Source organism: Acidocella facilis ATCC 35904 (assembly GCF_000687875.1).
In the GTDB taxonomy this organism is placed as follows: domain Bacteria; phylum Pseudomonadota; class Alphaproteobacteria; order Acetobacterales; family Acetobacteraceae; genus Acidocella; species Acidocella facilis.
Window position 1 is genome coordinate 65,790 of the sequence record NZ_JHYG01000005.1, and the last position, 26,136, is coordinate 91,925.

At 61.7% G+C, this 26,136-nt stretch carries 26 protein-coding genes; 2 read left to right on the forward strand and 24 right to left on the reverse strand.

Translation table 11 applies throughout. The features are described 5' to 3' along the window. Nucleotides 1-10 precede the first annotated feature (10 nt). From rpsC to rplK, 17 genes are all read right to left on the reverse strand, one after another. Nucleotides 11-688, reverse strand: a complete 678-nt coding sequence (gene rpsC / locus T331_RS0107955) for a 30S ribosomal protein S3 (RefSeq protein WP_008494548.1) — start codon at nucleotides 686-688, stop codon at nucleotides 11-13. A gap of 1 nt (nucleotide 689) precedes the next feature. Beyond that, the gene (gene rplV / locus T331_RS0107960) at nucleotides 690-1,148 is read right to left on the reverse strand and encodes a 50S ribosomal protein L22 (protein WP_026439626.1); all 459 of its coding nucleotides are present in this window, start codon (nucleotides 1,146-1,148) and stop codon (nucleotides 690-692) included. Between the two features lie 2 nt (nucleotides 1,149-1,150). Then, nucleotides 1,151-1,429 carry a 30S ribosomal protein S19 gene (rpsS, locus tag T331_RS0107965; protein WP_008494546.1) on the reverse strand — a complete coding sequence of 93 codons (279 nt, stop codon included), beginning with the start codon at nucleotides 1,427-1,429 and terminating at the stop codon, nucleotides 1,151-1,153. A gap of 3 nt (nucleotides 1,430-1,432) precedes the next feature. Then, complete coding sequence (gene rplB, locus T331_RS0107970; protein ID WP_008494545.1) at nucleotides 1,433-2,266, reverse strand: 50S ribosomal protein L2; 834 nt, start codon at nucleotides 2,264-2,266, stop codon at nucleotides 1,433-1,435. Between the two features lie 12 nt (nucleotides 2,267-2,278). Further along, complete coding sequence (locus T331_RS0107975; protein ID WP_442865539.1) at nucleotides 2,279-2,575, reverse strand: 50S ribosomal protein L23; 297 nt, start codon at nucleotides 2,573-2,575, stop codon at nucleotides 2,279-2,281. Nucleotides 2,576-2,589: 14 nt separating this feature from the next. Continuing rightward, nucleotides 2,590-3,204 (reverse strand): 50S ribosomal protein L4, encoded by a 615-nt coding sequence (gene rplD / locus T331_RS0107980; protein ID WP_008494543.1) that lies wholly within the window; start codon nucleotides 3,202-3,204, stop codon nucleotides 2,590-2,592. 4 nt (nucleotides 3,205-3,208) lie between these two features. Beyond that, entirely contained in the window at nucleotides 3,209-3,883 is a 675-nt protein-coding gene (rplC, locus tag T331_RS0107985) for a 50S ribosomal protein L3 (RefSeq protein ID WP_026439627.1), read from the reverse strand. 14 nt (nucleotides 3,884-3,897) lie between these two features. Further along, complete coding sequence (gene rpsJ, locus T331_RS0107990) at nucleotides 3,898-4,206, reverse strand: 30S ribosomal protein S10 (RefSeq protein WP_008494541.1); 309 nt, start codon at nucleotides 4,204-4,206, stop codon at nucleotides 3,898-3,900. A 36-nt stretch (nucleotides 4,207-4,242) separates the two neighbouring features. Next, on the reverse strand, nucleotides 4,243-5,430 hold the full coding sequence (gene tuf, locus T331_RS0107995; protein WP_008494540.1) for an elongation factor Tu: 1,188 nt from the start codon (nucleotides 5,428-5,430) through the stop codon (nucleotides 4,243-4,245). A gap of 47 nt (nucleotides 5,431-5,477) precedes the next feature. Further along, complete coding sequence (rpsG, locus tag T331_RS0108000) at nucleotides 5,478-5,954, reverse strand: 30S ribosomal protein S7 (RefSeq protein WP_026439628.1); 477 nt, start codon at nucleotides 5,952-5,954, stop codon at nucleotides 5,478-5,480. Nucleotides 5,955-5,966: 12 nt separating this feature from the next. Continuing rightward, nucleotides 5,967-6,338: a 30S ribosomal protein S12 gene (gene rpsL / locus T331_RS0108005; RefSeq protein WP_008494538.1), complete on the reverse strand. Its 372-nt coding sequence runs from the start codon at nucleotides 6,336-6,338 to the stop codon at nucleotides 5,967-5,969. A 377-nt stretch (nucleotides 6,339-6,715) separates the two neighbouring features. Continuing rightward, nucleotides 6,716-10,873, reverse strand: a complete 4,158-nt coding sequence (rpoC, locus tag T331_RS0108010) for a DNA-directed RNA polymerase subunit beta' (RefSeq protein WP_008494536.1) — start codon at nucleotides 10,871-10,873, stop codon at nucleotides 6,716-6,718. A 56-nt stretch (nucleotides 10,874-10,929) separates the two neighbouring features. After that, nucleotides 10,930-15,114: a DNA-directed RNA polymerase subunit beta gene (rpoB, locus tag T331_RS0108015; protein WP_008494535.1), complete on the reverse strand. Its 4,185-nt coding sequence runs from the start codon at nucleotides 15,112-15,114 to the stop codon at nucleotides 10,930-10,932. A 139-nt stretch (nucleotides 15,115-15,253) separates the two neighbouring features. Next, nucleotides 15,254-15,634 carry a 50S ribosomal protein L7/L12 gene (gene rplL / locus T331_RS0108020; RefSeq protein WP_008494534.1) on the reverse strand — a complete coding sequence of 127 codons (381 nt, stop codon included), beginning with the start codon at nucleotides 15,632-15,634 and terminating at the stop codon, nucleotides 15,254-15,256. 92 nt (nucleotides 15,635-15,726) lie between these two features. Beyond that, on the reverse strand, nucleotides 15,727-16,251 hold the full coding sequence (gene rplJ, locus T331_RS0108025) for a 50S ribosomal protein L10 (RefSeq protein WP_008494533.1): 525 nt from the start codon (nucleotides 16,249-16,251) through the stop codon (nucleotides 15,727-15,729). Between the two features lie 262 nt (nucleotides 16,252-16,513). Then, a complete protein-coding gene (rplA, locus tag T331_RS0108030) occupies nucleotides 16,514-17,203 on the reverse strand; it encodes a 50S ribosomal protein L1 (RefSeq protein WP_008494532.1) in 690 nt (229 codons plus the stop codon). Nucleotides 17,204-17,206: 3 nt separating this feature from the next. Further along, entirely contained in the window at nucleotides 17,207-17,641 is a 435-nt protein-coding gene (rplK, locus tag T331_RS0108035; protein ID WP_008494531.1) for a 50S ribosomal protein L11, read from the reverse strand. A gap of 156 nt (nucleotides 17,642-17,797) precedes the next feature. Here rplK and pncA point away from each other — a divergent pair, with 156 nt between their 5' ends. Next, on the forward strand, nucleotides 17,798-18,427 hold the full coding sequence (pncA, locus tag T331_RS0108040) for a bifunctional nicotinamidase/pyrazinamidase (RefSeq protein ID WP_026439629.1): 630 nt from the start codon (nucleotides 17,798-17,800) through the stop codon (nucleotides 18,425-18,427). A 59-nt stretch (nucleotides 18,428-18,486) separates the two neighbouring features. Here pncA and T331_RS20540 read toward each other — a convergent pair whose 3' ends face one another. After that, a complete protein-coding gene (locus T331_RS20540; protein ID WP_081822170.1) occupies nucleotides 18,487-19,131 on the reverse strand; it encodes a cold-shock protein in 645 nt (214 codons plus the stop codon). 238 nt (nucleotides 19,132-19,369) lie between these two features. On the opposite strand from T331_RS20540, the gene T331_RS17800 reads away from it, so the two are divergent. Next, a complete protein-coding gene (locus tag T331_RS17800) occupies nucleotides 19,370-21,109 on the forward strand; it encodes a DEAD/DEAH box helicase (protein ID WP_051622256.1) in 1,740 nt (579 codons plus the stop codon). Nucleotides 21,110-21,271: 162 nt separating this feature from the next. Here T331_RS17800 and lexA read toward each other — a convergent pair whose 3' ends face one another. The 6 genes from lexA to T331_RS0108085 all read right to left on the reverse strand — a co-directional run bounded on the left by lexA (nucleotide 21,272) and on the right by T331_RS0108085 (nucleotide 26,136). After that, nucleotides 21,272-21,979, reverse strand: a complete 708-nt coding sequence (gene lexA / locus T331_RS0108060) for a transcriptional repressor LexA (protein ID WP_026439630.1) — start codon at nucleotides 21,977-21,979, stop codon at nucleotides 21,272-21,274. A gap of 84 nt (nucleotides 21,980-22,063) precedes the next feature. Then, a complete protein-coding gene (locus tag T331_RS0108065) occupies nucleotides 22,064-23,263 on the reverse strand; it encodes a molybdopterin molybdotransferase MoeA (RefSeq protein WP_026439631.1) in 1,200 nt (399 codons plus the stop codon). Continuing rightward, nucleotides 23,260-23,730, reverse strand: coding sequence for a cyclic pyranopterin monophosphate synthase MoaC (gene moaC, locus T331_RS0108070; protein ID WP_026439632.1), 471 nt, complete (start codon nucleotides 23,728-23,730; stop codon nucleotides 23,260-23,262). Before moaC ends, T331_RS0108065 begins: the two co-directional genes overlap by 4 nt. Further along, nucleotides 23,727-24,530, reverse strand: coding sequence for an indole-3-glycerol phosphate synthase TrpC (trpC, locus tag T331_RS0108075; RefSeq protein ID WP_035179631.1), 804 nt, complete (start codon nucleotides 24,528-24,530; stop codon nucleotides 23,727-23,729). The genes moaC and trpC overlap by 4 nt, the downstream gene beginning before the upstream one ends. Continuing rightward, the gene (gene trpD, locus T331_RS0108080) at nucleotides 24,527-25,546 is read right to left on the reverse strand and encodes an anthranilate phosphoribosyltransferase (protein ID WP_026439634.1); all 1,020 of its coding nucleotides are present in this window, start codon (nucleotides 25,544-25,546) and stop codon (nucleotides 24,527-24,529) included. Before trpD ends, trpC begins: the two co-directional genes overlap by 4 nt. Next, on the reverse strand, nucleotides 25,543-26,136 hold the full coding sequence (locus T331_RS0108085) for an anthranilate synthase component II (RefSeq protein ID WP_026439635.1): 594 nt from the start codon (nucleotides 26,134-26,136) through the stop codon (nucleotides 25,543-25,545). The genes trpD and T331_RS0108085 overlap by 4 nt, the downstream gene beginning before the upstream one ends.

Here is a 26,136-nt window from a genome sequence, read left to right on the forward strand (position 1 = left end):
CAAATTCCTCTTAGCGCTGCGGGGCCTGTTCGGCCGCGCGCTTGTCCTGCGCGAGCGGATCCTGAACCAGGATCTCACCCTTGAAGATCCAAACCTTAACGCCGCAGGTGCCGTAGGTGGTCATCGCCGTGGCGGTGCCGTAATCAAGGTCGGCACGCAGCGTGTGCAGCGGCACGCGGCCTTCACGGTACCACTCGACGCGGGCGATCTCAGCGCCGCCGAGACGGCCGGAGCAGGTGATCTTGATGCCCTGGGCGCCCAGACGCATCGCGGACTGCACAGCGCGCTTCATGGCGCGGCGGAAGGCCACGCGGCGCTCCAGCTGCTGAGCGATATTCTCAGCCACCAGCGTCGCATCGATCTCCGGCTTGCGGATCTCCATGATGTTCAGCGCGACATCGGTTTTCGCCATGCTGGACAGTTCCTTGCGGAGGCTGTCAATGTCCTGGCCCTTCTTGCCGATGACGACACCGGGGCGGGCAGCGTAGATGGTCACGCGCGGCTTCTTGGCCGGACGCTCGATCACCACGCGGGACACGCCCGCCTGCTGCAGCTTGCCACGCAGATGGCTGCGCAGCTTCAGATCGTCGTGCAGCAGCTTGGCGTAGTCCTTGTCGGCGTACCAGCGGCTGTCCCAGGTGCGGGTGATGCCGAGGCGCAGGCCGATCGGATTAATCTTGTGACCCATATTACGCGGCCTCCCCAGCGGATTTCTCGGCGGACTTGGCGGCCTTCTTGCCGAAGCCCGGGCGGGCGTCGCGGCTGGCCTTCTCGGCCGCCTCACGCTCCTCAACAACGATCTTCAGATGGCTGAACCATTTCTCGACCATCGCGGAACGGCCACGGCCACGCGCATGGAAGCGGCGCATCACGATGCCGCGGCCAACCTCGGCGGTGGACACGAACAGTTTGTCCACGTCCAGCTGATGGTTGTTCTCGGCGTTGGCGATGGCGCTTTCCAGCAGCTTCTTCACCGCCTTGGCGATGCGACGCTTGGAGAAGGTCAGGTCGGCCAGAGCGCGCTGAGCAGGCAGATTGCGGATGGAGGCCGCAACCAGGTTCAGCTTACGCGGGCTAACGCGGATGTTGCGGGCAATCGCCTCAGCCTGATTATCGGCCAGCGAGCGCACTGCTTTGGGTTTGCTCATGATTAGCCCCGCTTCGCTTTCTTATCCGCCGCGTGCCCCGGGAAGGTGCGCGTGGGGGAGAACTCACCGAACTTGTGGCCGACCATGTTCTCGGTGACCTGCACGGGCAGGAATTTCCGCCCGTTATAGACACCGAAGGTCAGGCCGACAAACTGCGGCAGAATGGTGGAACGGCGCGACCAGATCTTGATGATCTCGTTGCGGCCGGAGGCGCGGGACGCCTCGGCCTTGCCAAGGAGGTATCCGTCGACGAACGGACCTTTCCAAACAGAACGTGACATCGCTTAGCCCTTCCCGCCCTTCGCCCGGCGGATGATGAGATTGTCGGTGCGCTTGTTGGAGCGCGTCTTGTAACCCTTGGTCGGCTTGCCCCACGGGGTAACCGGATGACGGCCACCGGAGGTACGGCCTTCACCACCACCGTGCGGGTGATCGACCGGGTTCATGACCACACCACGGTTATGCGGCTTGCGGCCCAGCCAACGCGAGCGACCGGCCTTGCCGATCTGCTGGTTGGAATGGTCAGCGTTGGACACCGCCCCCACGGTCGCCATGCACTCGGCGCGCACGATACGCAGCTCGCCGGAACCCAGCTTGATCTGCGCGTAGCCCTGATCCTTACCGACCAGCTGCGCGAAGGTGCCGGCCGAACGAACCAGCTTGCCGCCGGCGCCAACCTTGAGCTCAATATTGTGGATGATGGTACCCACCGGCATCGCGGAGAGCGGCATCGCATTGCCCGGCTTGATATCAGCGCGCGCGCCGGCGATGACATTGTCACCGACCTTGAGACGCTGCGGCGCCAGAATGTAAGCCAGCTCGCCATCTTCGTACTTGATCAGCGCGATGAAGGCGGTGCGGTTCGGGTCATATTCCAGACGCTCGACGGTCGCGGCCACATCGAACTTGCGGCGCTTGAAGTCCACAATACGATAAGACTGCTTATGTCCGCCGCCGCGGAAACGGCTGGTGATGCGGCCATGGTTGTTACGGCCACCGGTCGAGTGCTGACCTTCGGTCAGCCCCTTCACGGGCTTGCCCTTCCACAGCTCGCTGCGGTCGATCAGCACCGTGCCGCGAAGGCTCGCCGTGACCGGATTAAAATGCTTCAATGCCATTGTTCAAAAACCTCAGGCGAGACCGGTGGTGAAATCGATGCTCTCACCCTCGGCAAGAGTCACGAACGCCTTCTTCACATCAGAGCGCTGACCGGGACGGCCCTTGAACCGCTTGGTCTTGCCCTTGGTGATCAGCGTATTGACGTTGGTCACCTTCACCTTGAACAGCGCCTCGACCGCAGCCTTGATCTCAGGCTTGGTCGCATCTGCCGCAACCTTGAAGACGAACTGGTTCTTCTCGGAAAGCAGCGTCGCCTTCTCGGTGATGTGCGGCGCACGCACGATTTCGTACATGCGTTCGTCGGAAATTTTCACAGTGCCGGTCATGCCAGGCGCTCCTTCAAACCCTCGACAGCGGCCTTGGTGACCACCAGAACGTCATGCTGCATAATGTCATAGACATTCGCGCCGACGACCGGAAGCACATCCAGCCCCTTCACGTTGCGGGAGGCGCGGCCGAACTTCTCTTCAACAGCGGCATCCACGATCAAGGCGGACTTCCAGCCAAAATTCGCAACCTTGGCGGCAACGTCCTTGGTCTTGTCCAGAGCAGCGACGCCATCAAGCACCACCAGCTTGCCCTCGGCCGCCTTGGCGGAGAGCGCAGAGATCAGACCCAGACGACGAACTTTCTTGTTCAGCGAATAGCCATGATCGCGCACAACCGGACCATGGACAGCGCCACCGGTACGGAACTGGGGCGCACGCAGAGAGCCCTGACGGGCGTTACCCGTGCCCTTCTGCTTATACGGCTTGCGGGTCGTGCCGGAAACCTCGCCCATACCCTTCACCTTGTGGGTGCCGGCGCGGCGCTTCGCCAACTGCCAGTGGATCACGCGGGCAATGATGTCCACGCGGGGCTCAGCAGCGAACAGCTCATCCGGCAGTTCAACGCTGCCAGCGGCCTTCGCATCAAAATCAACAACATCAAGCTTCATTGACTCAGCCCTTCAGACCGGCGGGATAGGCTGCATCTTCGGGACGCGCCTTCTTCACCGCATCGCGCACCATCACGTAGCCGCCCTTGGAACCGGGCACCGCGCCATGCAGCAAAACGAGATTACGCTCGACATCCACACCTTCGACCTTCAGGTTAAGGGTAGTGACGCGCTCCTGGCCGAGATGGCCAGCCATCTTCTTGTTCTTGAAGGTCTTGCCGGGATCCTGACGGTTACCGGTCGAGCCCAAGGAACGATGGCTGATCGAAACGCCGTGAGACGCTTCAAGACCGCGGAAGTTCCAGCGCTTCATACCACCGGCAAAGCCCTTACCTTTGGTGATACCGGCAACGTCGACGAACTGACCAACGGTGAAGTGAGCAGCGGACAACACAGCGCCAGGCTCCAACGCGGCATCGTCAGCCACCCGGAATTCAACCAGCCGCTGTGCCGGCTCAACCTTCGCCTTGGCGAAGTGGCCCTTCTGCGCCTTGCTCACATTCTTCGCCTTGGCCTTGCCAATGCCGAGCTGAACCGCGCTGTAGCCATCATTCTCAACGTTACGCGCCGCCACAACCCGCACCTCATCGAGATGCAGAACCGTGACCGGCACATGCGTGCCGTCTTCCTTGAACAGCCGGGTCATCCCCAGCTTTTTTGCGATCACACCGGTACGCATAATACCACCTAAGCTTAGATCTTAATTTCGACTTCGACGCCGGCGGCCAGGTCGAGCTTCATCAGCGCGTCCACGGTCTGCGGGGTCGGGTCAACGATATCCAGCAAGCGCCGGTGCGTCCGAATCTCGAACTGCTCGCGGCTCTTCTTATCGACGTGGGGGGAACGGTTCACAGTGAACCGTTCGATATGGGTCGGCAAAGGAATCGGCCCCCGCACCTGCGCGCCCGTGCGCTTCGCCGTGTTCACGATGTCCTTGGTGCTGTTATCCAGCACGCGATGGTCATACGCCTTCAGGCGAATACGGATGTTTTGGTTGTCCATCTTAACTCGAACTCTTCAGATACTGGGGCCGATTGATTACTTGCTGATCTGGGCGACGACGCCCGAACCAACGGTGCGACCGCCTTCGCGGATCGCGAAACGCAGACCTTCGTCCATGGCGATCGGGGCGATCAGCTCAACGGCGATGGTCACGTTGTCGCCCGGCATCACCATTTCGGTGCCTTCCGGCAGCGTCACCACACCGGTCACGTCCGTGGTACGGAAGTAGAACTGCGGGCGATAATTGGTGAAGAACGGAGTATGACGGCCACCTTCTTCCTTGGTCAGGATATAGGCCTGGCCAGAGAACTTGGTGTGCGGCGTGATGGAGCCCGGAGCCGCCAGAACCTGGCCGCGCTCGATGTCCTCACGCTTGGTGCCACGCAGCAGCGCGCCGATGTTATCGCCAGCCTCGCCCTGATCGAGCAGCTTGCGGAACATTTCCACGCCGGTCACGGTCGTCTTGGTGGTCGCGCGGAGGCCGACGATCTCGACTTCTTCACCCACCTTGACCACACCGCGCTCAACGCGCCCGGTTGCCACGGTGCCACGGCCGGAGATGGAGAACACGTCTTCCACCGGCATCAGGAAGGGCTTGTCGACAGCGCGCTCCGGCTGCGGAATGTAGGCGTCAACCTGCGCCATCAGCTCCAGAACGGCGTTCTTGCCGATTTCCGGGTTGGTGTCGTTCAGGGCGCAAACAGCCGAACCCTTCACGATGGGGATATCGTCGCCGGGGAAGCCGTAGTTCGAAAGCAGCTCGCGCACTTCCATCTCGACCAGCTCGACCAGATCGGGGTCAGCCAGATCCATCTTGTTCAGGAACACAACCAGAGCCGGCACGCCGACCTGACGGGCTAGCAGGATGTGCTCGCGGGTCTGTGGCATCGGGCCGTCAGCAGCGGAGCAAACCAGGATCGCGCCGTCCATCTGGGCGGCACCGGTGATCATGTTCTTCACATAGTCGGCGTGGCCGGGGCAATCGACATGCGCGTAGTGGCGGTTCTCGGTCTCATACTCCACGTGAGCGGTGGAGATGGTGATGCCGCGGGCGCGCTCTTCCGGGGCCTTGTCGATTTGATCGTAGGCGGTGAAGGTCGCGCCACCCTTCTCGGCCAGCACCTTAGTGATAGCGGCGGTGAGGGAGGTCTTGCCATGGTCAACGTGGCCGATGGTGCCAATGTTAACGTGCGGCTTGTTGCGCTCAAATTTAGCTTTGGCCATTAAACTGCTCCGTGTGTGCAGGCTAAAAACTTGGAATGGTCAGAAGATTACCAGCGATAATGGCTGAAAGCCTTGTTGGCTTCGGCCATACGATGGGTGTCTTCACGCTTCTTGACCGCAGAGCCGCGATTATTCACCGCATCCTGCAGCTCGTTCGACAACCGCTCTTCCATCGTGTGCTCGCCGCGCTTGCGGGCAGAGTCGATGATCCAGCGGATCGCCAGCGCCTGACGGCGCTCGGTGCGAACCTCGACGGGGACCTGGTAGGTCGCACCACCAACGCGGCGGGAGCGAACCTCGATCGCCGGCTTCACATTGTCCAGCGCCTCGTGGAACAGGCGCACCGGGTCAGCGTTCGGCCCGCCGCGCTTCTTCAGCACGTCGAGGGCCCCATACACGATCCCTTCGGCGACGGACTTCTTGCCGTCATACATCAGCACATTCATGAAACGGCTGATCACGATATCACCGAACTTGGCGTCCGGCAGAACTTCACGCTTGGTTGCGCGGCGGCGGCGGCTCATCTCAACCTCTCCTTACTTCGGACGCTTGGCGCCATAGAGCGAGCGACGCTTGCGACGCTTCGGCAGACCCTGCGTATCAAGAACGCCACGCAGAATGTGGTAGCGAACGCCCGGAAGATCTTTCACGCGGCCACCGCGGATCAGCACCACAGAGTGCTCCTGCAGGTTATGGCCTTCGCCAGGGATGTAGCTCACCACCTCGAACCCGTTGGTCAGGCGCACCTTGGCAACCTTACGAAGCGCGGAGTTCGGCTTCTTCGGGGTCGTCGTGTAGACGCGCGTGCAAACGCCACGCTTCTGGGGGCAGCCCTCAAGGGCCGGCACCTTGTTGCGCTTGGCTGCCGGCTCGCGGCCCTTGGCGATCAACTGGTTAATGGTCGGCATATCTCATCCTGCTACGTGTTCAAAACCCGAATTCCTTGGCAAGGAACGAATTGTCCACAAAAAATCACCGCAAGGGGGTATGGAACCCACCCTTACGGGACTGCTTATCCAGCACGCGGCCTAGGTGCTTATTTGCACGGCGCCGCACGCGCTAGACTTTTACAGACAACCCGGACCGGAAACCGGAACCGCGAGAGCGCTCTCCTTAGAAGCCGCTCCCCCCCAAGTCAAGCGATTCCATAGCGCCCTTTATCAAGAAAAACGCTGTATTCCGGAATCCTCATAGCTCATCACCATGCGGTGAGGCTCTGCAGGCCAGAATCAAAACGGCACCCCGAAGGGTGCCGTTCAATATGCCTATATTATAAGGCGAGTCGTTACTCGGCCGCCAGCTCCGGTTTGGTCGACCCGGAACGCCCCCCGACGGACTGGCGGTCGCGCCCAGCCGCGATCGCCCGCAAGCGGTTCATCACGGAGCCGGTACCGGCCGGGATCAGTCGCCCGACGATGACGTTCTCCTTCAGGCCGGACAGCAGATCCATCTTGCCGGCGGTCGCAGCCTCGGTGAGGACGCGAGTCGTCTCCTGGAAGGAGGCGGCCGAGATGAAGCTCTGGGTCTGCAGGCTGGCCTTGGTGATGCCCTGGAGCACCGGCAGCCCCACGGCAGGGCGTTCGTCCGCCGCCAGCTTGGCGTTCTCCTGCTCGAACTCCACGCGATCCACCAGCTCGCCCACCAGGAAGGTGGTATCGCCAGGCTCGGAGATCTCGACCTTCTGCAGCATCTGGCGAACGATCACCTCGATATGCTTGTCGTTGATCTTCACGCCCTGCAGCCGGTAGACGTCCTGGATTTCGTTGACCAGGTAGTCGGACAGCGCCTCGACGCCCAGCACGCGCAGAATGTCGTGCGGCACGCGCGGACCATCGACCAGCGGGTCACCGAGGCGGACATAATCGCCCTCCTGAACGGAAACGTGCTTGCCCTTCGGAATCAGATACTCGGTCTCTTCACCGGTCTCGTCATTCTTCACAATGACGCGGCGCTTCGCCTTGTAATCCTTACCGAATTCCACCCGGCCATCGATTTCCGCGATGATCGCATGATCCTTCGGCCGCCGCGCCTCGAACAACTCAGCCACGCGCGGCAGACCACCGGTAATGTCGCGAGTCTTCGAACCCTCACGCGGAATACGCGCCAGCACGTCACCCGCCGCAACCATGGCACCGGATTCGATCGAGAGGATCGAGTCAGGCGACAGGAAGTAGCGCGCTTCGGTCCCGTTCGCGAGGCGCAGGATCTCACCGTTGGAGTCCTTCAGCAGCAAGCGGGGGCGCAGATCCGCGCCACGAGCCGACTGCTTATAGTCCACCACCACCTTGGAGGTCAGGCCGGTGACTTCGTCGGTCCGCTCCACCAACGTCACGCCCTCGATGAGATCGGCATATTCGACGATACCGGCACGCTCGGTAATGATCGGCAGGGTGTAGGGATCCCATTCGGCCAGCTTCTGCCCACGGGCCACATCCGCGCCTTCATCCACGAGGAGTCGCGCACCATAGGGCACACGGAAGCGGGCACGCTCGCGCTTGCCGGCATCGGTGAGGATGATTTCGCAGTTACGGCTCATCACCACCGGCACGCCGGCGGAGTTGGTGACAACCGCACGGTTGCGGATGACCACCGAGCCGTCATGGCTGGCTTCGACGTTGGACTGCTCAGCACCACGCTGTGCCGCACCACCGATATGGAAGGTACGCATGGTCAGCTGCGTGCCCGGCTCACCGATGGACTGCGCCGCGATGACACCCACCGCCTCGCCGACATTCACCGGCGTACCGCGAGCTAGGTCACGGCCATAGCACTTGGCGCAAACCGCGACCTTGGTGTCGCAAGTCAGCACGGAGCGGATCTTCACGATCTCAATACCGGACTTCTCGATCAGCTCGGCATGCGATTCTTCGATCAGCTCATTGCGGGCCACGATCACCTCATTGGTGTTCAGGTCCACAATATCCTCGGCCGCGGTACGGCCGAGAACGCGCTCGGAGAGTGACGCGACGATTTCACCGCCATCGCGTACCGCGCTAACGCTGAGGCCACGCTCGGTACCGCAATCATCCTCGACGATGATGCAATCCTGCGCCACGTCGACCAGGCGGCGGGTCAGGTAACCGGAGTTCGCGGTCTTCAACGCCGTATCCGCCAGGCCCTTACGGGCGCCGTGGGTGGAGTTGAAGTAATCGAGAACCGACAGCCCTTCCTTGAAGTTCGCGATGATCGGCTGCTCGATGATCTCACCGGAGGGCTTGGCCATCAAACCGCGCATACCCGCCAGCTGAGACATCTGTGCCGCGGAGCCACGCGCACCGGAATGGCTCATCATCCAGACAGAGTTGGTCGGACGGCCAATCTCCTGCTTGGAAATCTCCTTCATCATCGCGCCGGCAACCAGGTCCTTACATTTCGACCAGGCGTCAACCACCTTGTTGTAGCGCTCGCCAGCGGTGATCAGACCATCCTGGTACTGCTGCTCATATTCGCGCACCTCGGCGATGGTCGTGGCCACCAACTCCTGCTTGGAGTCGGGGATGCGCATATCGTCCTTGCCGAACGAAATGCCCGCCTTCGCCGCGTGACGGAAGCCAAGCCCCATCAGACGATCGCAGAAAATGACGGCCTCCTTCTGGCCGCAATGGCGGTACACGAGGTCGATCACGTCCTGCACGTTCTTCTTGGTCAACATGCGGTTGACCACGGAGAAGTTCAGGTTGGCGTTCAGCGGCAGCAACTGGCCGATGAGCATACGGCCCGGAGTCGTCACCACGATAGAGGTCTTCACCTCGCCGTCCGCGTTCATGTTCTTCACGCGGGCGCGAATCTTGTCGTGCAGCTTGATGGCGCCGGCGGTGAGCGCGAATTCGATCTCGCCGACAGTCCCGAAGGCCGACGCCTCCTCATCCTTCGCCTGAACGAATTCCGGCGTCTCCAGAGAGAGATAATAGAGACCCAGCACGATATCCTGGCTCGGCACGATGATCGGCTTGCCGTTGGCGGGGCTGAGGATGTTGTTGGTGGACATCATCAGCACGCGGCCTTCCAGCTGCGCCTCGATGGAAAGCGGCACGTGCACGGCCATCTGGTCGCCGTCGAAATCCGCGTTGAAGGCGGTGCAGACCAGCGGGTGCAGCTGGATCGCCTTGCCCTCGATCAGAATCGGCTCGAAGGCCTGGATGCCCAGGCGGTGCAGGGTCGGCGCGCGGTTCAGCATCACCGGATGCTCGCGGATCACCTCTTCAAGGATATCCCAAACCTCGGGACGCTCCTTCTCCACCATCCGCTTCGCAGCCTTGATGGTGGTGGCCAAGCCGTATTTCTCCAGCTTGGCGTAGATGAAAGGCTTGAACAGCTCCAGCGCCATCTTCTTCGGCAAGCCGCACTGATGCAGCTTGAGCTCCGGCCCCACGACGATGACCGAACGGCCGGAATAATCGACGCGCTTGCCGAGCAGGTTCTGACGGAAGCGGCCCTGCTTGCCTTTCAGCATGTCAGAGAGCGACTTCAGCGGGCGCTTATTGGTGCCGGTGATGGCGCGGCCACGGCGGCCGTTATCAAACAATGCATCCACCGATTCCTGCAGCATGCGCTTTTCGTTGCGCACGATGATGTCCGGGGCGCGCAGCTCCATCAGCCGCTTCAGACGGTTGTTGCGGTTGATGACGCGACGATAAAGATCGTTCAAATCGGAGGTCGCGAAGCGGCCACCATCCAGCGGCACCAGCGGGCGCAGCTCAGGCGGGATCACCGGGATCACGTCCAGCACCATCCATTCCGGATGGGTGCCGGATTCGAGGAAATTCTCGATCAGCTTCAGGCGCTTGACCAGCTTCTTACGCTTGGTCTCGGAGGTTGTCTCCTTCAACTCGGAGCGCATTTGCGCCCGTGTCTCAGCCAAATCGATGCCAAGCAGAATGGACTTGATCGCCTCGGCGCCGATGCCGGCGCGGAACCCGTCCTCGCCGAACTCATCCTGCTTGTTGAACATCTCGTCCTCGGAGATGAGCTGGTGCAGCTTGAGGTCAGTCGTGCCCGGCTCGAGCACGATATAGCTCTCGAAATACAGAACCTTCTCGACATCTTTCAGCGTCATGTCGAGCATGGTGGCGATGCGGGACGGCAGCGACTTCAGGAACCAAATATGCGCGACGGGCGAGGCCAGCTCGATATGGCCCATGCGCTCGCGGCGCACCTTGGCCAGCGTCACTTCAACGCCGCACTTCTCGCAGATGATGCCGCGGAACTTCATGCGCTTGTACTTGCCGCACAAGCATTCATAATCCTTGATCGGCCCGAAGATGCGCGCGCAGAACAGGCCGTCGCGCTCGGGCTTGAAGGTCCGGTAGTTGATCGTCTCCGGCTTCTTGATCTCGCCGTAAGACCAACTGCGGATCTGCTCCGGAGAGGCAATCTGGATCTTGATCTGGTCGAACGAGGTCGTCTGACCAGCGTTACCAAGAATCTTCATCAAATCATTCATCACGCATCATCCTTATCTTGGCCTGGTATCCTGTAGTCGCTCTGGGAATGCCGGCCTTAAGAGGCCGACTGCTCCAGATCGACGTTCAGGCCCAAGGATTTCAGTTCCTTCAGCAGCACGTTGAAGCTCTCGGGGATACCAGCTTCGAAATTGTCCTGCTCGCGCACGATCGCCTCATAGACCTTGGTACGGCCGGACACGTCGTCGGACTTCACCGTCAGCATTTCCTGCAGCGTGTAGGCCGCGCCGTAAGCTTCCAGCGCCCAGACCTCCATCTCACCGAAGCGCTGGCCACCGAACTGCGCCTTACCGCCCAGCGGCTGCTGGGTGACCAGCGAGTATGGGCCGATGGAGCGGGCATGGATCTTGTCGTCGACGAGATGGTGGAGCTTGAGCATATACATATACCCAACCGTCACCTTCCGCTCGAACGGCTCACCCGTGCGGCCATCGATCAGCGTGCTCTGACCGGAAATATCGACACCGGCCTTGGCCAGCATCTCCTCGATGTCCGGAATACGGGCACCGTCGAACACCGGGGTCGCGATCGGCACGCCCTTGGTGACGTTGCGGGCCAGCTCGACCAGCGCATCATCATCGAGATCCTTGATCTGGCTCTCGAAGATTTCCTCGCCATAGGCCAGCTTCAGCCGGTCCAGCAGCTCAAGGCGCGCCTCACCGGTGCGGCGATACTCTTCCACCGCCTTGCCGATCTGCTTGCCGAGATTGGCACAGGCCCAACCCAGATGCACTTCCAGGATCTGCCCGACATTCATGCGCGAGGGCACGCCCAGCGGGTTCAGCACCAGATCGACCGGCGTGCCATCCTCCAGGAACGGCATGTCCTCGACCGGCACCACGCGCGAGACCACACCCTTGTTGCCGTGACGGCCGGCCATTTTGTCGCCCGGCTGCAGCTTGCGCTTCACCGCCACGAACACCTTGACCATCTTCATCACGCCGGGGAGGAGCTCGTCGCCGCGCTGCAGCTTCTCGACCTTGCTCTCGAAGCGGTCCTGCAGCTTCTTCACCGCGGCGTCGAACTCGCGCTTCATCAGCTCGATATTCGCCATCACCGCGTCGTCCTGCACGACCACGTTGCGCCAGGCGCCGCGCGGCTGCTCGGACAGCAGCTCGGCGGTGATTTCCGTCCCCGCCTTGATACCCTTGAAGCCGGAGCCAGCAACCTGGCCGATCAGCGCCTCGCGCAGACGGTTCAGGAAGGAGCGCTCCTGGATGCCCTTTTCGTCGTCACGGTCCTTGGCCAGACGCTCGATCTCGGCGCGCTCGATCGCCAGCGCGCGCTCATCCTTATCCACGCCGCGGCGGTTGAACACACGCACATCGACGATAGTGCCGGAGGTGCCGGGCGGCAGACGCAGCGAGGTGTCACGCACATCGGAGGCCTTTTCGCCGAAGATGGCGCGCAGCAGCTTCTCTTCCGGGGTCATCGGGCTCTCGCCCTTCGGCGTCACCTTGCCGACCAGAATGTCGCCCGGGTGAACTTCCGCGCCGATATAGACGATACCGGCCTCGTCGAGGTTGCGCAAAGCTTCCTCGCCGACATTGGGAATGTCGCGGGTGATTTCTTCCTGCCCCAGCTTGGTGTCACGCGCCATCACCTCGAATTCCTCGATGTGGATGGAGGTGAACACGTCATCCTTGGCGATCCGCTCGGAGATCAGGATGGAGTCTTCGAAGTTATAGCCGTTCCAGGGCATGAAGGCGCACAGCGCGTTGCGGCCCAGCGCCAGCTCGCCCAGCTCCGTGGACGGGCCGTCGGCAATGATGTCGCCGGCAGACACGCGGTCACCGACCTTCACCAGCGGACGCTGATTGATGCAGGTGCTCTGGTTGGAGCGCATATATTTGCGCAGACGATAGATATCGACGCCCTGGGTCGCCCCGTCCTCGCCAGTGGCGCGCACGACGATACGTGCGCCATCGATCTGGTCGATGATACCCGCCCGCTTGGCCACGATGGTGGCGCCGGAATCGCGTGCCACAGCCGCTTCCATGCCGGTGCCGACGATCGGTGCGTCGGAGCGGATCAGCGGCACAGCCTGACGCTGCATGTTCGAGCCCATCAGCGCGCGGTTGGCGTCATCATTCTCAAGGAACGGAATCAGAGCTGCCGCGACGGAAACCAGCTGCTTCGGCGAGACGTCGATGGCGGTCACGTCTTCCGGCTTGACCATCAAGAAGTCGCCATTGCGGCGCACGGATACCAGATCGTCCTTGAGCTGCCCGTCCTCGGCCTTGTTCGCGTCGGCCTGGGCGACCACCAGCCGCTCCTCTTCCATGGCGGAGAGATATTTGAACTCCGGCTGCACCTTGCCGTCCGTCACCAGCTGGTAAGGGGTCTCGATGAAGCCGTATTTGTTCACCTTGGCGTAGGTGGCCAGCGAGTTGATCAGACCGATATTCGGGCCTTCCGGCGTCTCAATCGGGCAAATACGGCCATAATGGGTCGGGTGAACGTCGCGGACTTCGAAGCCAGCACGCTCGCGGGTCAGACCGCCCGGCCCAAGCGCGGAGAGGCGACGCTTATGCGTCACTTCGGAGAGCGGATTGGTCTGGTCCATGAACTGGCTGAGCTGGCTGGAGCCGAAGAACTCGCGCACCGCAGCCGCAGCCGGCTTGGCGTTGATGAGGTCGTGCGGCATCACGCTGTCAATATCGACGGAGCCCATACGCTCGCGGATGGCGCGCTCCATACGCAGCAGGCCGACGCGATACTGGTTCTCCATCAGCTCACCGACGGAGCGCACACGGCGGTTGCCGAGATTATCGATATCGTCGATCGCGCCGCGCCCATCCTTGAGCTCGTTCATGATCTTGATGGTGCGCAGAATATCGTCCTTGCGCAGGGTGCGCACGGTATCCGGCACATCGATGCCCAGACGCATATTCATCTTCACGCGGCCCACGGCCGAGAGATCATAGCGGTCGGAATCGAAGAACAGGCCCTTGAACAGCGCCTCAGCGGTCTCGGAGGTCGGCGGCTCGCCCGGGCGCATCACGCGGTAGATGTCGATCAGCGCGTCTTCACGGTTGGCGTTCTTGTCCGCCGCCAGCGTGTTGCGAATCCACGGGCCGTTCTGCTGGTCGATCGCCAGGGTCGGCAGCTCGTCAATGCCCTTATCCTCAAGCGCGGTCAGCTTCTGATCGGTCAGTTCTTCGCCGGCCTCACCAAAGATCTCGCCCGTATTCGGGTCATAGATGTCCTCGCCCAGGTAGCGGCCAACCAGATCGGCGCGCGCCACCAGCACGTTCTTGGTCTTCTCGGCGATCTTGCGTACGGTACGCGCGGTCAGCTTGTCCTCGACCTTGGCGACAACCTCGCCGGTCTGCGCGTCCACCAGATCTTCGATCAGCTTCAGGTTCCGGAAGGAATCCGCCTCGAACGGACGGGACCACTGGCCCTTCTGCTTCGAGAACACGACCTTGCCATAGAAGAAATTCAGGATCTCCTCAGAATCCATGCCCTTGATTTCGCCGATCTCGACGCTCTCGCCCTTGGCGGCGCGGGCCTCGATCAGCTGCTCGGTGGCGGCGGAGGGCAGCGCGTAGAGCAGCGTGGTGGCCGGCAGCTTACGCTTACGATCGATGCGCACATAAATCAGATCCTTGGCGTCGAACTCGAAATCGAGCCAGGAGCCGCGATAGGGGATCACGCGGGCGGTGAAGAGATACTTGCCCGAGGAATGGGTCTTGCCGCGGTCATGGTCGAAGAACACGCCCGGCGAGCGGTGCATCTGGGAGACGATCACGCGCTCGGTACCGTTCACCACGAAGGTGCCGTTGTCCGTCATCAGCGGCATGTCGCCCATGTAAACAGGCTGCTCTTTGATGTCGCGAATGGAGCGCGCGCCGGTATCCTCGTCCAGATCCCACACGATCAGACGCAGGATCACCTTCAGCGGGGCGGCGTAGGTCATGCCGCGCTGGATGCACTCCTCGACATCATATTTCGGCTCTTCGAGCTCGTAATGCACGAACTCCAGGCGGCCGCGGCCGGCGAAATCGTCGATCGGGAAGACCGACTTGAAGACTTCCTGCAGGCCAGAGTTGGTCCGTGCGTCGGCCTTCACATTCATCTGCAGGAACGAATCATAGCTCGCACGCTGCACGTCGATGAGGTTTGGCATCGGCGCGACTTCAGGGATACGGCTGAAGCTCTTGCGAATGCGCTTGCGGCTGGTGAAAGACCCTTTGCCAAAACCATTGATCGCGTTCATCGCATCACCCTCGGTCAGATTGATCGTCTAAAAAAGCGTAGTCTTAAGAAACAGGTGGCAGGCGGCGCCCCAAAGGTCACCGCCTGCCCTTTTACCCTATGCACGCAACGGCATAATCACACCGTCGCGGGAAGAGGAATTACTTGACTTCGACAGTCGCGCCCTGCTCTTCCAGCGTCTTCTTGATGGCCGCAGCCTCGTCCTTGGAGACATTCTCCTTGACTGTCTTCGGCGCACCCTCGACCAGGTCCTTGGCTTCCTTGAGGCCCAGGCCGGTGATGGTGCGAATTTCCTTGATCACGTTGATCTTCTTGTCGCCGCCATTGGCGAGGATCACCGTGAACTCGGTCTGCTCCTCAGCAGCAGCAGCCGGCGCACCGCCAGCCGGGGCAGCAGCGGCAACAGCCACCGGCGCGGCAGCGGAAACGCCCCACTTCTCTTCGAGCAGCTTGGAGAGCTCAGCGGCCTCCAGGACGGTCAGCTTCGACAGCTCTTCAACGAGCGCGTTCAGGTCAGCCATTAGAATAATCCTTCGATAAGATAGGCTTTGTTTGGTTCAATGCAAGGCCGCACCGCGCGGCCCCGCGAAAAAGCGACAAGCGGGCGAAAACCTTAGGCCGCCTCGCTCTTCTGGGAATCGGCATACGCCGCGAAGACCCGCGCAAGTTGTCCGGCCGGAGCCTGCAGGACGCCGGCCACCTTGGTCGCCGGGGCTTGGATAAGCCCCAGGAGCTTGGCACGCAGGCTGTCCAGGGACGGCAGCTCGGAGAGCGCCTTGACACCGTCGACATTCAGAACCTGATTGCCGAGGGCGCCGCCCAACAGAACAAACTTGTCATTGGTCTTGGCGAAGTCGACGGCAACCTTGGCCGCGGCAACAGGGTCAGCAGACCATGCCAGCGCGGTCGGCCCCTTCAGCAGGGGCGCGATACCGTCGAACCGGGTTCCTTCAAGAGCAAGAAGGGCCAGACGATTTTTCGCAACCTTGAAGCTCACCCCCGCCTCACGCATCTTGCGGCGCAGATTGGTCACATCAGCCACCGTCATCCCGTCATTCCGGGTGACGACAACCATGGACGTATCCGCGAACACCGCAGACAGTTCAGCGACGAATTCACGCTTCTCTATGCGATCCACATCCGTCTCCAACTTGACGGGCAGCTTGGCGTTGCCGCCTCACCACCCAGGTTACCCAAGCAACCGGGACCATCCCGGCCACTTTCGCCTGTCCTATGTCAGAACCACCAAAGCCCCGCCGAAGCGAAACATCTGGCACCTCTCTACCGTTTGCGGGGAACCCCCATTAAATCCGAGGATACATACGGTCTTGGACAGGTCGGGAGCCTTGCGGCCCCCTGCCCGCTTCGGCCTTCCGGCCAAAGCGTATTCTCAAAAAACCTTAGGCGACGGTGGACACGTCCACGCGCACGCCAGGGCCCATCGTGGAGGACAGCGCCACCTTCTGCAGGTAGGTACCCTTGGCGCCGGTCGGCTTCGCCTTCTGCACGGCGTCGATCAACGCCTTGGCGTTCTCAACCAACTTGTCCGCCTCGAAGCTCGCCTTGCCGATGCCGGCATGGATGATACCAGCCTTCTCAGCACGGAACTCGACCTGGCCGGACTTGGCAGCGGTGATCGCGCCCTTCACGTCCATGGTCACGGTGCCCAGCTTCGGGTTCGGCATCAGGCCGCGCGGGCCGAGGATCTTACCGAGCTTACCCACAACGCCCATCATGTCCGGGGTCGCGATGCAGCGGTCGAACTGGATGTCACCGGCCTGGACCTTCTCAGCCAGATCGTCAGCACCGACCACGTCGGCGCCGGCGGCCAGCGCCTCTTCGGCCTTCGGGCCGCGGGCGAACACGCCCACGCGCAGGGTCTTGCCGGTGCCGTTCGGCAGCGAGATCAGGCCACGGACCATCTGGTCGGCGTGACGCGGATCAATGCCCAGGTTCAGCGAGATCTCGATGGTCTCGTCGAACTTCGCGGTGGCATTCTTCTTCGCCAGCGACACGGCATCGGTCAGGGCGTACAGCTTGTTGCGCTCAACCGTCTCGCGGGCAGCGTTCAGACGCTTATCTTTGGCCATCGTTTAGCCCTCCACCACGGTCAGGCCCATGGAGCGAGCTGAGCCCGCCAGCATGCGCACAGCGCCGTCAACATCGTTCGCGTTCATGTCCTTCATCTTGGTCGCGGCGATCTCGCGCAGCTGCGCGGTCGTCACCTTGCCCACAGCCGCGCCCTTGCCGGGGGTCGTGGTGCCCTTGTCGATGCCCGCCGCCTTCTTCAGGAAGTAGGTATTGGGCGGGGTCTTCATGATGAAGGAGAAGGTGCGGTCAGCAAAGGCGGTGATTACCACCGGAACCGGCATGCCCGGCTCCATCTGCTGCGTCGCCGCATTGAATTCCTTGACGAACTGCATGATATTCAGACCACGCTGGCCGAGCGCGGGACCCACCGGCGGCGACGGGTTCGCCTTGCCCGCAGGGATCTGCAGCTTGATATAGCCGACAACTTTCTTAGCCATTTCTGGCTCCTTTCATCCTATGGCTTGCGCCATTGGACCGCGGTTCAAGCAGCCGGACACACCTGTCCAAGCCTCCCACGTTCCGAAGGGCGGAGCCTTAACTCAACCGTACCCTACTGTCTAGCACCCGCTCGCGTTTTCCCGATAATATAAGCCATGCAAAAAAAAGTGGCCCTTCTGGTTATCGACCTGCAAAATGATTTCTGCCCCGGCGGCGCGCTTGCCGTACCCGGCGGCCATGAAATAGCGCCTTTGATCAACAGCCTGGCGCGGTATTTCGACGACGTTGTGCTCACCCAGGACTGGCATCCGGCTGACCACACCTCCTTCGCCGCCAACCATCCGGGAAAAGCCGTATTTGACACAATCCAGCTGCCTTACGGCCCCCAAGTCCTATGGCCCACCCATTGCGTCATGGGAACACTGGGCGCCGCGCTCGTCCCCGGGCTCGATATTCCACACGCAGGCCTCATCCTGCGAAAGGGCAGCCACTCCTCAATCGACAGCTATTCGGGCTTCCTGGAAGCGGACCGCGCCACACCCACCGGCCTTGCCGGCTATCTGCGGGAACGGAGCATCACACACCTATATATATGCGGCCTAGCCTTTGATTTCTGCGTGCGCTGGACAGCCGAGGACGCCGCCCAAGCAGGCTTCGAGGTTTGGGTTGTTGAGGATGCGTGCCGGGCGATAGATTTACAAGGCTCCAGCGCGAAGGCCCGCGCGGCCATGCAAAACGCTGGGGTCAAGCTGACCAAGAGCCAAGATCTCTTGCAGTCACACTAATCGCCCCTCAAAACGCAAAAAACCCCGCAGGAGCGGGGTTTTTCACGGAAATTCATCGATTAATCGACGATGATTGCTGAAACTTCCGGCCCCTTGGAGCCTTGCACCACACTCATCTTCACCGCCTGGCCCTCTTGCAGCGGCGACAAGCCGGCCGCCTCAAGCGCAGTGGCATGGACAAACACGTCCTTGCCGCCAGCTTCCGGGCTGATGAAGCCAAACCCCTTGGTGGCATTGTACCATTTCACGATACCAGCCATCTCAACAGCCGGGCCGGATGCCTGCTGGCGGGGGGCGCGCGGCGCGCGTGGACGGTCGAAACCGCCGCCACCGAAACCGCCCGGCGCACGCGGCGGCGGGGCATCACCCTCGGTCACGGAAATAACCTGATTGACCTGGCGGCCCTTCTGCCCCTGCCCGACACGGATCTGCAGAACAGAACCGGGAGTGACGGACTGGAAACCAGCACTCTGAAGCGAGTTGGCGTGAAGAAACACGTCGCCGGAGCCATCTGCCATCTCGACGAAACCAAACCCCTTTTCAGCATTATACCACTTCACAGTGGCCTTTGCTTCGGGGGCAGTTGATTGTGCCCCAAACCCCGAGAAAGACGGCGGGAATGAAGGAGCGTTACCATAAAAATTATCGTCGTCGAAACCACGGCGGCGGCTCTGCCGCTGGCGGTCATTCTTCGGGGGTCGCACTATAAAAACTGTCCTCTAAAAGACTTTCGGGGCACCGGGCTCTAGCCAAGCGAAAACAGCATAGGCCACGCTGTGGCGGCCTTCAATCCCGAAATGCTGCTCCAACGCAAGCATTTCAGCTAAAATAGCCGCCATTTTTACGATTCTCGACCCAAATACGCATGAATATGCGCCGCTGCACGGCTGCACGGCTAATCCACCGCTTGTTGCCTGGCGCCCCAGCCCCTAAGAGCCGCTCATGCCCTTCCCCGATACCAATCCCAGCCTCGCCAAAGCTCTCGCTCAGCGCGGCTATGCCGACCCCACCTCCGTACAAAGCGCAGTCCTCACGCCGGAAGCTGACGGGCGTGACCTGCTCGTATCTGCCCAAACCGGCTCCGGGAAGACCGTCGCATTCGGCCTTGCTTTAGCGGGTAGCATCCTCGGCGAGTCCGCGTCGATGCCAGCCACGCACGCGCCTCTGGTGCTGGTGATCGCCCCTACCCGTGAGCTTGCGCTTCAAGTGCATGCCGAATTGACCTGGCTTTACGAATTCACCGGCGCCCGGATCCTGTCCTGCGTCGGCGGGATGGACGCACGACGCGAGGCGCGCCTCCTGGCCGGCGGGTGCCATTTCGTGGTTGGCACGCCGGGCCGTCTGAAAGACCATATCGAGCGTGGCAATCTGCGCCTCGACGAGCTCGAAGCCGTGGTGCTCGACGAAGCCGACGAAATGCTCGATCTCGGCTTCCGGGAAGAACTCGAATTCATTCTCAGCGCGGCGCCGGCCTCCCGCCGCACCTTGCTGTTTTCAGCCACCATCGCGCGCGACATCGCGGCACTGGCCCGAACCTATCAGCAAAATGCCCTGCGTATCGACACCGTCGCCGCCAATCAGCCGCATGCCGATATCGAGTACCGCGCCGTCCGCGCTGCCGGCCATGAACTCGAAGCCGCCCTCGTCAATATATTGAGAGCGCAGGATAGCAGGGCGCTCGTTTTTTGCGCCACCCGGGATACGGTGCGCACGCTTCACGCCAACCTCGTCGCCCGGGGTTTCACCGCGGCAGCCTTGTCGGGAGAACTATCCCAGGCTGAGCGTAACGCCGCCCTGTCCGCGCTGCGCGACGGCCGGGCCCAGGTCTGCATCGCAACAGACGTCGCCGCGCGGGGTTTGGATCTGCCGGATCTCGACCTGGTCATTCACGCGGACCTTCCCACCAACAAGGCAACCTTCCTGCATCGGTCCGGCCGTACCGGGCGCGCGGGGCGTAAGGGGGTTTCCGTCCTGCTCGTCCCGCCGGCGCGTCGCCGCCGGGCGGAGTTGCTCTTGCGGGAGGCGAATGCCCAGGCTGTCTGGGTTGACCCGCCGACGCCGGAGGATATCCGTGCAAAGGATGAGATACGCCTGCTGAACAATCCGCAGCTGCAAGAAACACCCGGCGAATTCGAACTGGAACTCTGCCAGAAGCTTCTGGCCCGGAGTTCACCGGAAATCATCGCCGCGGCTTTTGTGAAACTGGCCCAGGCCCATCTGCCAAGCGCGGCTCACGTCACGATCCTGCCGCCCGAAGCCCAGCGCCCCGCCCGCGCGCCGCATACCGGCAAGGCATCCCATGGCCCCGTCAGCGAGGGAACCTGGTTTCGCGTGGCCCTTGGCCGCAAACAAAATGCCGATCCGCGCTGGCTTGTGCCGCTGATCTGCAAGGCGGGCGGCGTCAGCAAACAAGAGATCGGCGCTATTCGCATTTTTGAGCGCGAAACCAAGTTCGAAATCGCGGCCCATGCCGCGAGCGCCTTTGCCAATGCGGCGAACGCCCAGACCGAAGCGCGGATCGAACCCGCCGCGCCGCCGAGCAGCCCCTCACGCTCCCGCGCGCACATTTCCGAACGCGGCGATTTCAAAACGAAAGCGGCGCCGAAGCCTTACGCGCCAAAACCTGGCGGCAAGCTCAGCGAGCAACAGCGCCGGCGGCAGAATAAAGCCTCTCGCCACTGATCGCTATTGATCGGGCCTCGGAGGGGACCGGATCAACCAACTAGAGCAATATGTGTTTAGGTTGACGCGCCAGCGTCAAGATAAACACATGAAATTGCTCGCAAAAACAAAAGTTAGAGCATCAAGCTAAATGCTTGATGCTCTAAGCTCTGCGGCACGCGGTTAATATTGCCGCAACAGCGCGATCAGGCGGCCTTGAACACGGACACGTTCAGCCGGGAAAATTCTGGTTTCATACCGGATATTGGCCGGCTCCAACGCAATGGACTGCCCTTTCCGACGCAGCCGCTTCAGCGTCACCTCGTGGTCATCGACCAACGCGACGATAATTTGCCCGTTTTCCGCCGTATCGCCGCGCCTGATGATCACTGTATCGCCGTCCAGAATTCCCGCTTCGATCATCGAATCGCCTTCGACGGTCAATGCGAAATGTTCCCCGGTGCCAAGCATGGAGAGCGGGATTTCAATCGTCTCTTCATTGTCGCGCAAGGCCTCGATCGGCAGGCCAGCGGCGATTTTACCGTAAAGCGGCAGAGAAATCGCGGATGGTTCAAAACTCTCCAGCTCATCTTGCTGCGACAGCCCTCGCGTCCCAAAATGTCCTTGAATGACGTTGGGCGCAAAACCATGCGCCTGCGCCTTGCTCGGCGTGATATCCTGCGGCAGCCGCACCACTTCCAGAGCCCTCGCCCTGTGCTTGTGGCGACGCAGGAAGCCTCGTTCTTCCAGGGCGGAAATCAACCGATGGATTCCGGATTTTGAACGGAGGTCCAGGGCCTCCTTCATTTCCTCGAAGCTGGGGCTACATCCGGTCTCGCGCAGATGCCGGTCGATGAATAACAGCAATTCATGCTGTTTCGGCGTCAGCATTGAACATCTCCGAATTCTAAAGCTTCAGGAACAAAGCAACAACACGATAATGTTCTAGTTTAGTTCTTGTTTTCGCGTCAAGCGTTACGAGTGATCCAACCGCAGGATCTCCACGTAACTACCCGCCTCGATGGCAGGTGAAAACGGCACACGGCGGATCAGCGCGTTGGACCCGGCCAGAGCACGCAGCATTCCTGAATCCTGTACCTGCAGCGGGGTAACCTGCATTTCGCCGTCAGCAGTCTTCGCGATGATCGCCCGCACATAGTCTTCCCGCACATCATTGGCCCGCATCGGCGCTGCCAATCGTACGGTTTCAAAGCCTGGCGATTCAGGGGGCAAACCAGACAGCACCTCAATGGCGGACCGCAAAAACAAAACCGCGCAGACATAAGCGGACACGGGATTGCCGGGCAGCCCCAACACAGGCAGATCACCGAGTCTGCCAAATATCAGCGGCTTGCCGGGACGCATCGCGATTTTCCAGAAATCCAGTGCGAAGCCGTGCTGGGACAGCCCTTGCCTGACCAGATCATAGGCGCCAACACTCGCCCCGCCTGTGGTTAGCAACAGATCAGCCCCTTTGGCAGCTAACGCCGCCTGCGCGACTTCATCGGCAGCATCACGCGCAATCGGCAACACCAACGGCTCGCCACCATGGGCTGTAACGAAAGCGCTCAGCATCAGGGCGTTGGAGTTGGCGATCCCCCCGGCGGGAAGCGGCTCACCCGGCAAGGCAATCTCGTCCCCGGTGCAGAGGATCGCGATGCGCGGGCGCCGGTAAACAGCCAGCCAGGGATGCCCCGCCGCGGCGGCCAGTCCGATATCCCGCACAGACAGTCGCGCCGCCGCCGGCAAGATCTCGTCACCGGCTTGTATATCCTGGCCCTTCCGGCGGATGTGGAGTCCAACGCGCACGCTGCCCGTCGGTTCAACCAAATCTCCGGCGGCCGAGGCGTTCTCCTGGATCAAAACGGTATCGGCACCGTTCGGGATCGTACTCCCGGTAAAGATCCGAACCGCCTCCCCCGGGCCGACCTCACCCGCGAACGGATGCCCGGCCGGCGCTTCGCCGATCAGCCGAAGCAGCTTGCCGGAGTCAGTGTCAACGGCACGCACCGCATACCCGTCCATGGCCGAAACATCGCCAGGTGGGACAGTCAGCCGGGAGATGACCGGGCGCGCCAGCACGCGGTGATAGGCCTGGGCCAGCCCGACCATTTCAACGGCAACAGGCTTCAAATCCGCGACAATCCGGGCGCGCGCCTCTTCGACGCTGATCATGGCGCCGAAAAATCTCCGCTCTTGCCGCCTGTCTTTCGGGTCAGGCGTATCGCTTCGATCCGCATCGTCTTATCGGCGGCCTTGACCATGTCATAAATGGTCAAAGCCGCGAGGCTCACAGCGGTCAGGGCTTCCATTTCAATGCCGGTGCGTGCCGTTGTCCGGGCTGTGGCAACGATCTCGACCGAATCCTGCTCCAGGATGAGGTCGATGGTGATCGCATCCAGCGGCAGCGGATGGCAGAGCGGGATCAGCTCTCCGGTTCTCTTTGCCGCCATGATCCCGGCGATTCGCGCCGCGGCGAGCACGTCGCCTTTTTCAGCCTGATTATCGCGGATCAGGCTGACGGTCTCGGGCCGCATCACCACCCGCCCCTTGGCCTGCGCCTCGCGAAGCGTCACCGTCTTGGCCGAAACATCGACCATACGCGCCGCGCCGTCGGCGCCGATATGGGTAAGCTGGCTCAATGGCCCAAAAGCGCGTGCACAGCGGCTTCCAGATCGTCCTGGCGCATCAGCGATTCGCCGACGAGGAACCCCTGCACACAGACCTTCCGCAGCCTTTCGACATCCTGATTGGTCTTGATGCCCGACTCGGAGATCATGAATTTATTCGGCGGGCACAGGCTGGAGAGCTGCTCGGTCGTCGCAATATCCGTCACCATGGTCTTCAGATTGCGGTTATTGATGCCGATCAAGGGCGTCTGCAGCAGAAGCGCGCGCTCCATCTCTTCTTCATTATGGACTTCCGCCAGAACATCCATATCCAGAGCCCGAGCGAGCCCTTCGAGATCACGGGCCTGATCGTCCTCAAGCGCCGCCATGATCAGCAGAATGCAGTCCGCCCCCATGACCCGGCTCTCATAGACCTGCCATTCATCCAGCATGAAATCCTTGCGAATGACGGGCAGGGAAACCGCTGCGCGGGCCGCCTCAAGATGCGCAGTCTGGCCTTGGAAGTATTTCTCGTCGGTCAGAACGGAAAGGCAGGTCGCGCCGGCGGCCGCGTAGGCCCGCGCCAGCGAGGCAGGCTCGAAATCCGGGCGGATCAAACCGCCCGAGGGCGAGGCCTTCTTGATCTCCGCGATCAGTCCGGCCTGGTCCTGCGCGGCCTTATCCATCAAAGCCCGGCCGAAGCCACGCGTCTTGTCGGCGTCCCTGACCTCGGCCTTCAGCTCATCCAGCGGCCTGCGGCCCTGGCGCTCGGCGACTTCAGCGCGTTTATCCACGCAGATTTTTGCCAGCACATCGTCGATTACAATATTCATGCCTGCTCTCCGGAGACCCGCTTCAACCGTTCCAGAACAGCCAAAGCGTCACCTCGATCTATCGCTTGCGCCGCTAGCTCGACCCCTTGGGGCAGTGTTTCCACCCGGCCCGCCACAATCAGCGCGGCAGCGCTATTCAACAACACTGTATCACGATAAGCACCCGCCTGGCCTCGCAACAAAGCCAGTAAAGCCGCCGCGTTATAGGCGGCATCTCCGCCTTTCAAGGCAGAGGCAGGCGCGGCTTCAAGGCCCGCATCCGCGGCTGTTACCCCGAATTCTCTGATCTCGTTGTTCTTCAACGCGACCACTTGGTTCACGTCGTCGAGCACAAGCTCATCCATGCCGGCGCCATGCACGATCCAGGCGGCTTGCGTGCCAAGGTCACGCAACGTCTCCGCCACCGGGCGCAGCCAGAACGGGTCATAGACCCCCATCAACTGGCGGCGCACCCCGGCCGGATTGGCCATCGGGCCGGTCAGGTTGAACAAGGTGCGGGTGCCAAGCTCCACCCGAACCGGTGCAGCGTGCCGCAGTGCGGGGTGATGGCGCGGCGCGAATAGAAAGACGCACCCAACCTCGCGCAGTACCGCCGACAGCCTGTCAATGGGCGGCTCGATCGCGACGCCAAGCGCCATCAACACATCCGCGGCGCCTGAGCGCGAGGACAACGCCTTGTTGCCGTGCTTGGCGACAGGCACGCCACACGCCGCCAGAACGAACGCCGTCGCGGTGGAAATATTGAGGCTGGCGGCGCCATCCCCGCCCGTGCCGCAAACATCCATGGCATCCGCCGGCGCTTCGATCCTGGCCATACGCTTGCGCATCGCCGTGACCGCGCCGGTCAGCTCCGCCACTGTTTCGCCGCGTGCGCGCATGGCCATCAGCATCCCGCCGATCTGCGCGGGGGTGGCCTGCCCATCCATGACCACGCCGAATGCTTCCTCGGCCTCAGACACGGTCAGGCTTTCCCCCTTACCGAGGCGCGCAAGCACCGGTTTCAGCGAATTATTCACGCAGCAACCGGAACCTTTACCCCTGCGAGACGCAGGAAGTTGCGCAGAATATCATGCCCGTTCGAGGTCGCGATGCTCTCCGGATGAAACTGCACGCCGTAAATCGGCAGCTCCGCATGGCGCAATCCCATGATAATGCCGTCTTCGGTACGCGCCGTGGGCACCAGCGTGCTGGGCAGGGTCGCCTGCTGGACGATCAGCGAGTGATAGCGCGTCGCGGTGAAGGGATTCGGCAAGCCTGCGAAAATGTCGGTATTATCATGGAAGACCGGGCTGGTTTTCCCATGCACGGGCTGTGGTGCGCGCACCACCTGCCCACCAAAGGCCTGGCCGATCGCCTGGTGTCCCAGACACACACCGAACAAAGGCAGATTCGCCGCAGCCGCCGCCTGCACCATCGGCAGACAGATCCCGGCCTCATTCGGCGTGCAGGGCCCCGGCGAGAGCACCACCGCCTGGGGCCGCAGGGCCAGAACATCCTCGGGGCTCAACGCATCATTGCGCTTGACTACGCATTCCGCGCCGAGATCCCCGAAAAACTGCACAAGATTGAAGGTGAAGCTGTCGTAATTATCAATGAGAAGAATCAT

Excerpts from the sequence above, each read along its gene's own strand:
- rpsC (WP_008494548.1), bottom strand. The coding sequence starts at position 688 with ATGGGTCACAAGATTAATCCGATCGGCCTGCGCCTCGGCATCACCCGC.
- rplV (WP_026439626.1), bottom strand. The coding sequence starts at position 1,148 with ATGAGCAAACCCAAAGCAGTGCGCTCGCTGGCCGATAATCAGGCTGAG.
- rpsS (WP_008494546.1), bottom strand. The coding sequence starts at position 1,429 with ATGTCACGTTCTGTTTGGAAAGGTCCGTTCGTCGACGGATACCTCCTT.
- rplB (WP_008494545.1), bottom strand. The coding sequence starts at position 2,266 with ATGGCATTGAAGCATTTTAATCCGGTCACGGCGAGCCTTCGCGGCACG.
- rplD (WP_008494543.1), bottom strand. The coding sequence starts at position 3,204 with ATGAAGCTTGATGTTGTTGATTTTGATGCGAAGGCCGCTGGCAGCGTT.
- rplC (WP_026439627.1), bottom strand. The coding sequence starts at position 3,883 with ATGCGTACCGGTGTGATCGCAAAAAAGCTGGGGATGACCCGGCTGTTC.
- rpsJ (WP_008494541.1), bottom strand. The coding sequence starts at position 4,206 with ATGGACAACCAAAACATCCGTATTCGCCTGAAGGCGTATGACCATCGC.
- tuf (WP_008494540.1), bottom strand. The coding sequence starts at position 5,430 with ATGGCCAAAGCTAAATTTGAGCGCAACAAGCCGCACGTTAACATTGGC.
- rpsG (WP_026439628.1), bottom strand. The coding sequence starts at position 5,954 with ATGAGCCGCCGCCGCCGCGCAACCAAGCGTGAAGTTCTGCCGGACGCC.
- rpsL (WP_008494538.1), bottom strand. The coding sequence starts at position 6,338 with ATGCCGACCATTAACCAGTTGATCGCCAAGGGCCGCGAGCCGGCAGCC.
- rpoC (WP_008494536.1), bottom strand. The coding sequence starts at position 10,873 with ATGAATGATTTGATGAAGATTCTTGGTAACGCTGGTCAGACGACCTCG.
- rpoB (WP_008494535.1), bottom strand. The coding sequence starts at position 15,114 with ATGAACGCGATCAATGGTTTTGGCAAAGGGTCTTTCACCAGCCGCAAG.
- rplL (WP_008494534.1), bottom strand. The coding sequence starts at position 15,634 with ATGGCTGACCTGAACGCGCTCGTTGAAGAGCTGTCGAAGCTGACCGTC.
- rplA (WP_008494532.1), bottom strand. The coding sequence starts at position 17,203 with ATGGCCAAAGATAAGCGTCTGAACGCTGCCCGCGAGACGGTTGAGCGC.
- rplK (WP_008494531.1), bottom strand. The coding sequence starts at position 17,641 with ATGGCTAAGAAAGTTGTCGGCTATATCAAGCTGCAGATCCCTGCGGGC.
- pncA (WP_026439629.1), top strand. The coding sequence starts at position 17,798 with ATGCAAAAAAAAGTGGCCCTTCTGGTTATCGACCTGCAAAATGATTTC.
- T331_RS17800 (WP_051622256.1), top strand. The coding sequence starts at position 19,370 with ATGCCCTTCCCCGATACCAATCCCAGCCTCGCCAAAGCTCTCGCTCAG.
- lexA (WP_026439630.1), bottom strand. The coding sequence starts at position 21,979 with ATGCTGACGCCGAAACAGCATGAATTGCTGTTATTCATCGACCGGCAT.
- T331_RS0108065 (WP_026439631.1), bottom strand. The coding sequence starts at position 23,263 with ATGATCAGCGTCGAAGAGGCGCGCGCCCGGATTGTCGCGGATTTGAAG.
- trpC (WP_035179631.1), bottom strand. The coding sequence starts at position 24,530 with ATGAATATTGTAATCGACGATGTGCTGGCAAAAATCTGCGTGGATAAA.
- T331_RS0108085 (WP_026439635.1), bottom strand. The coding sequence starts at position 26,136 with ATGATTCTTCTCATTGATAATTACGACAGCTTCACCTTCAATCTTGTG.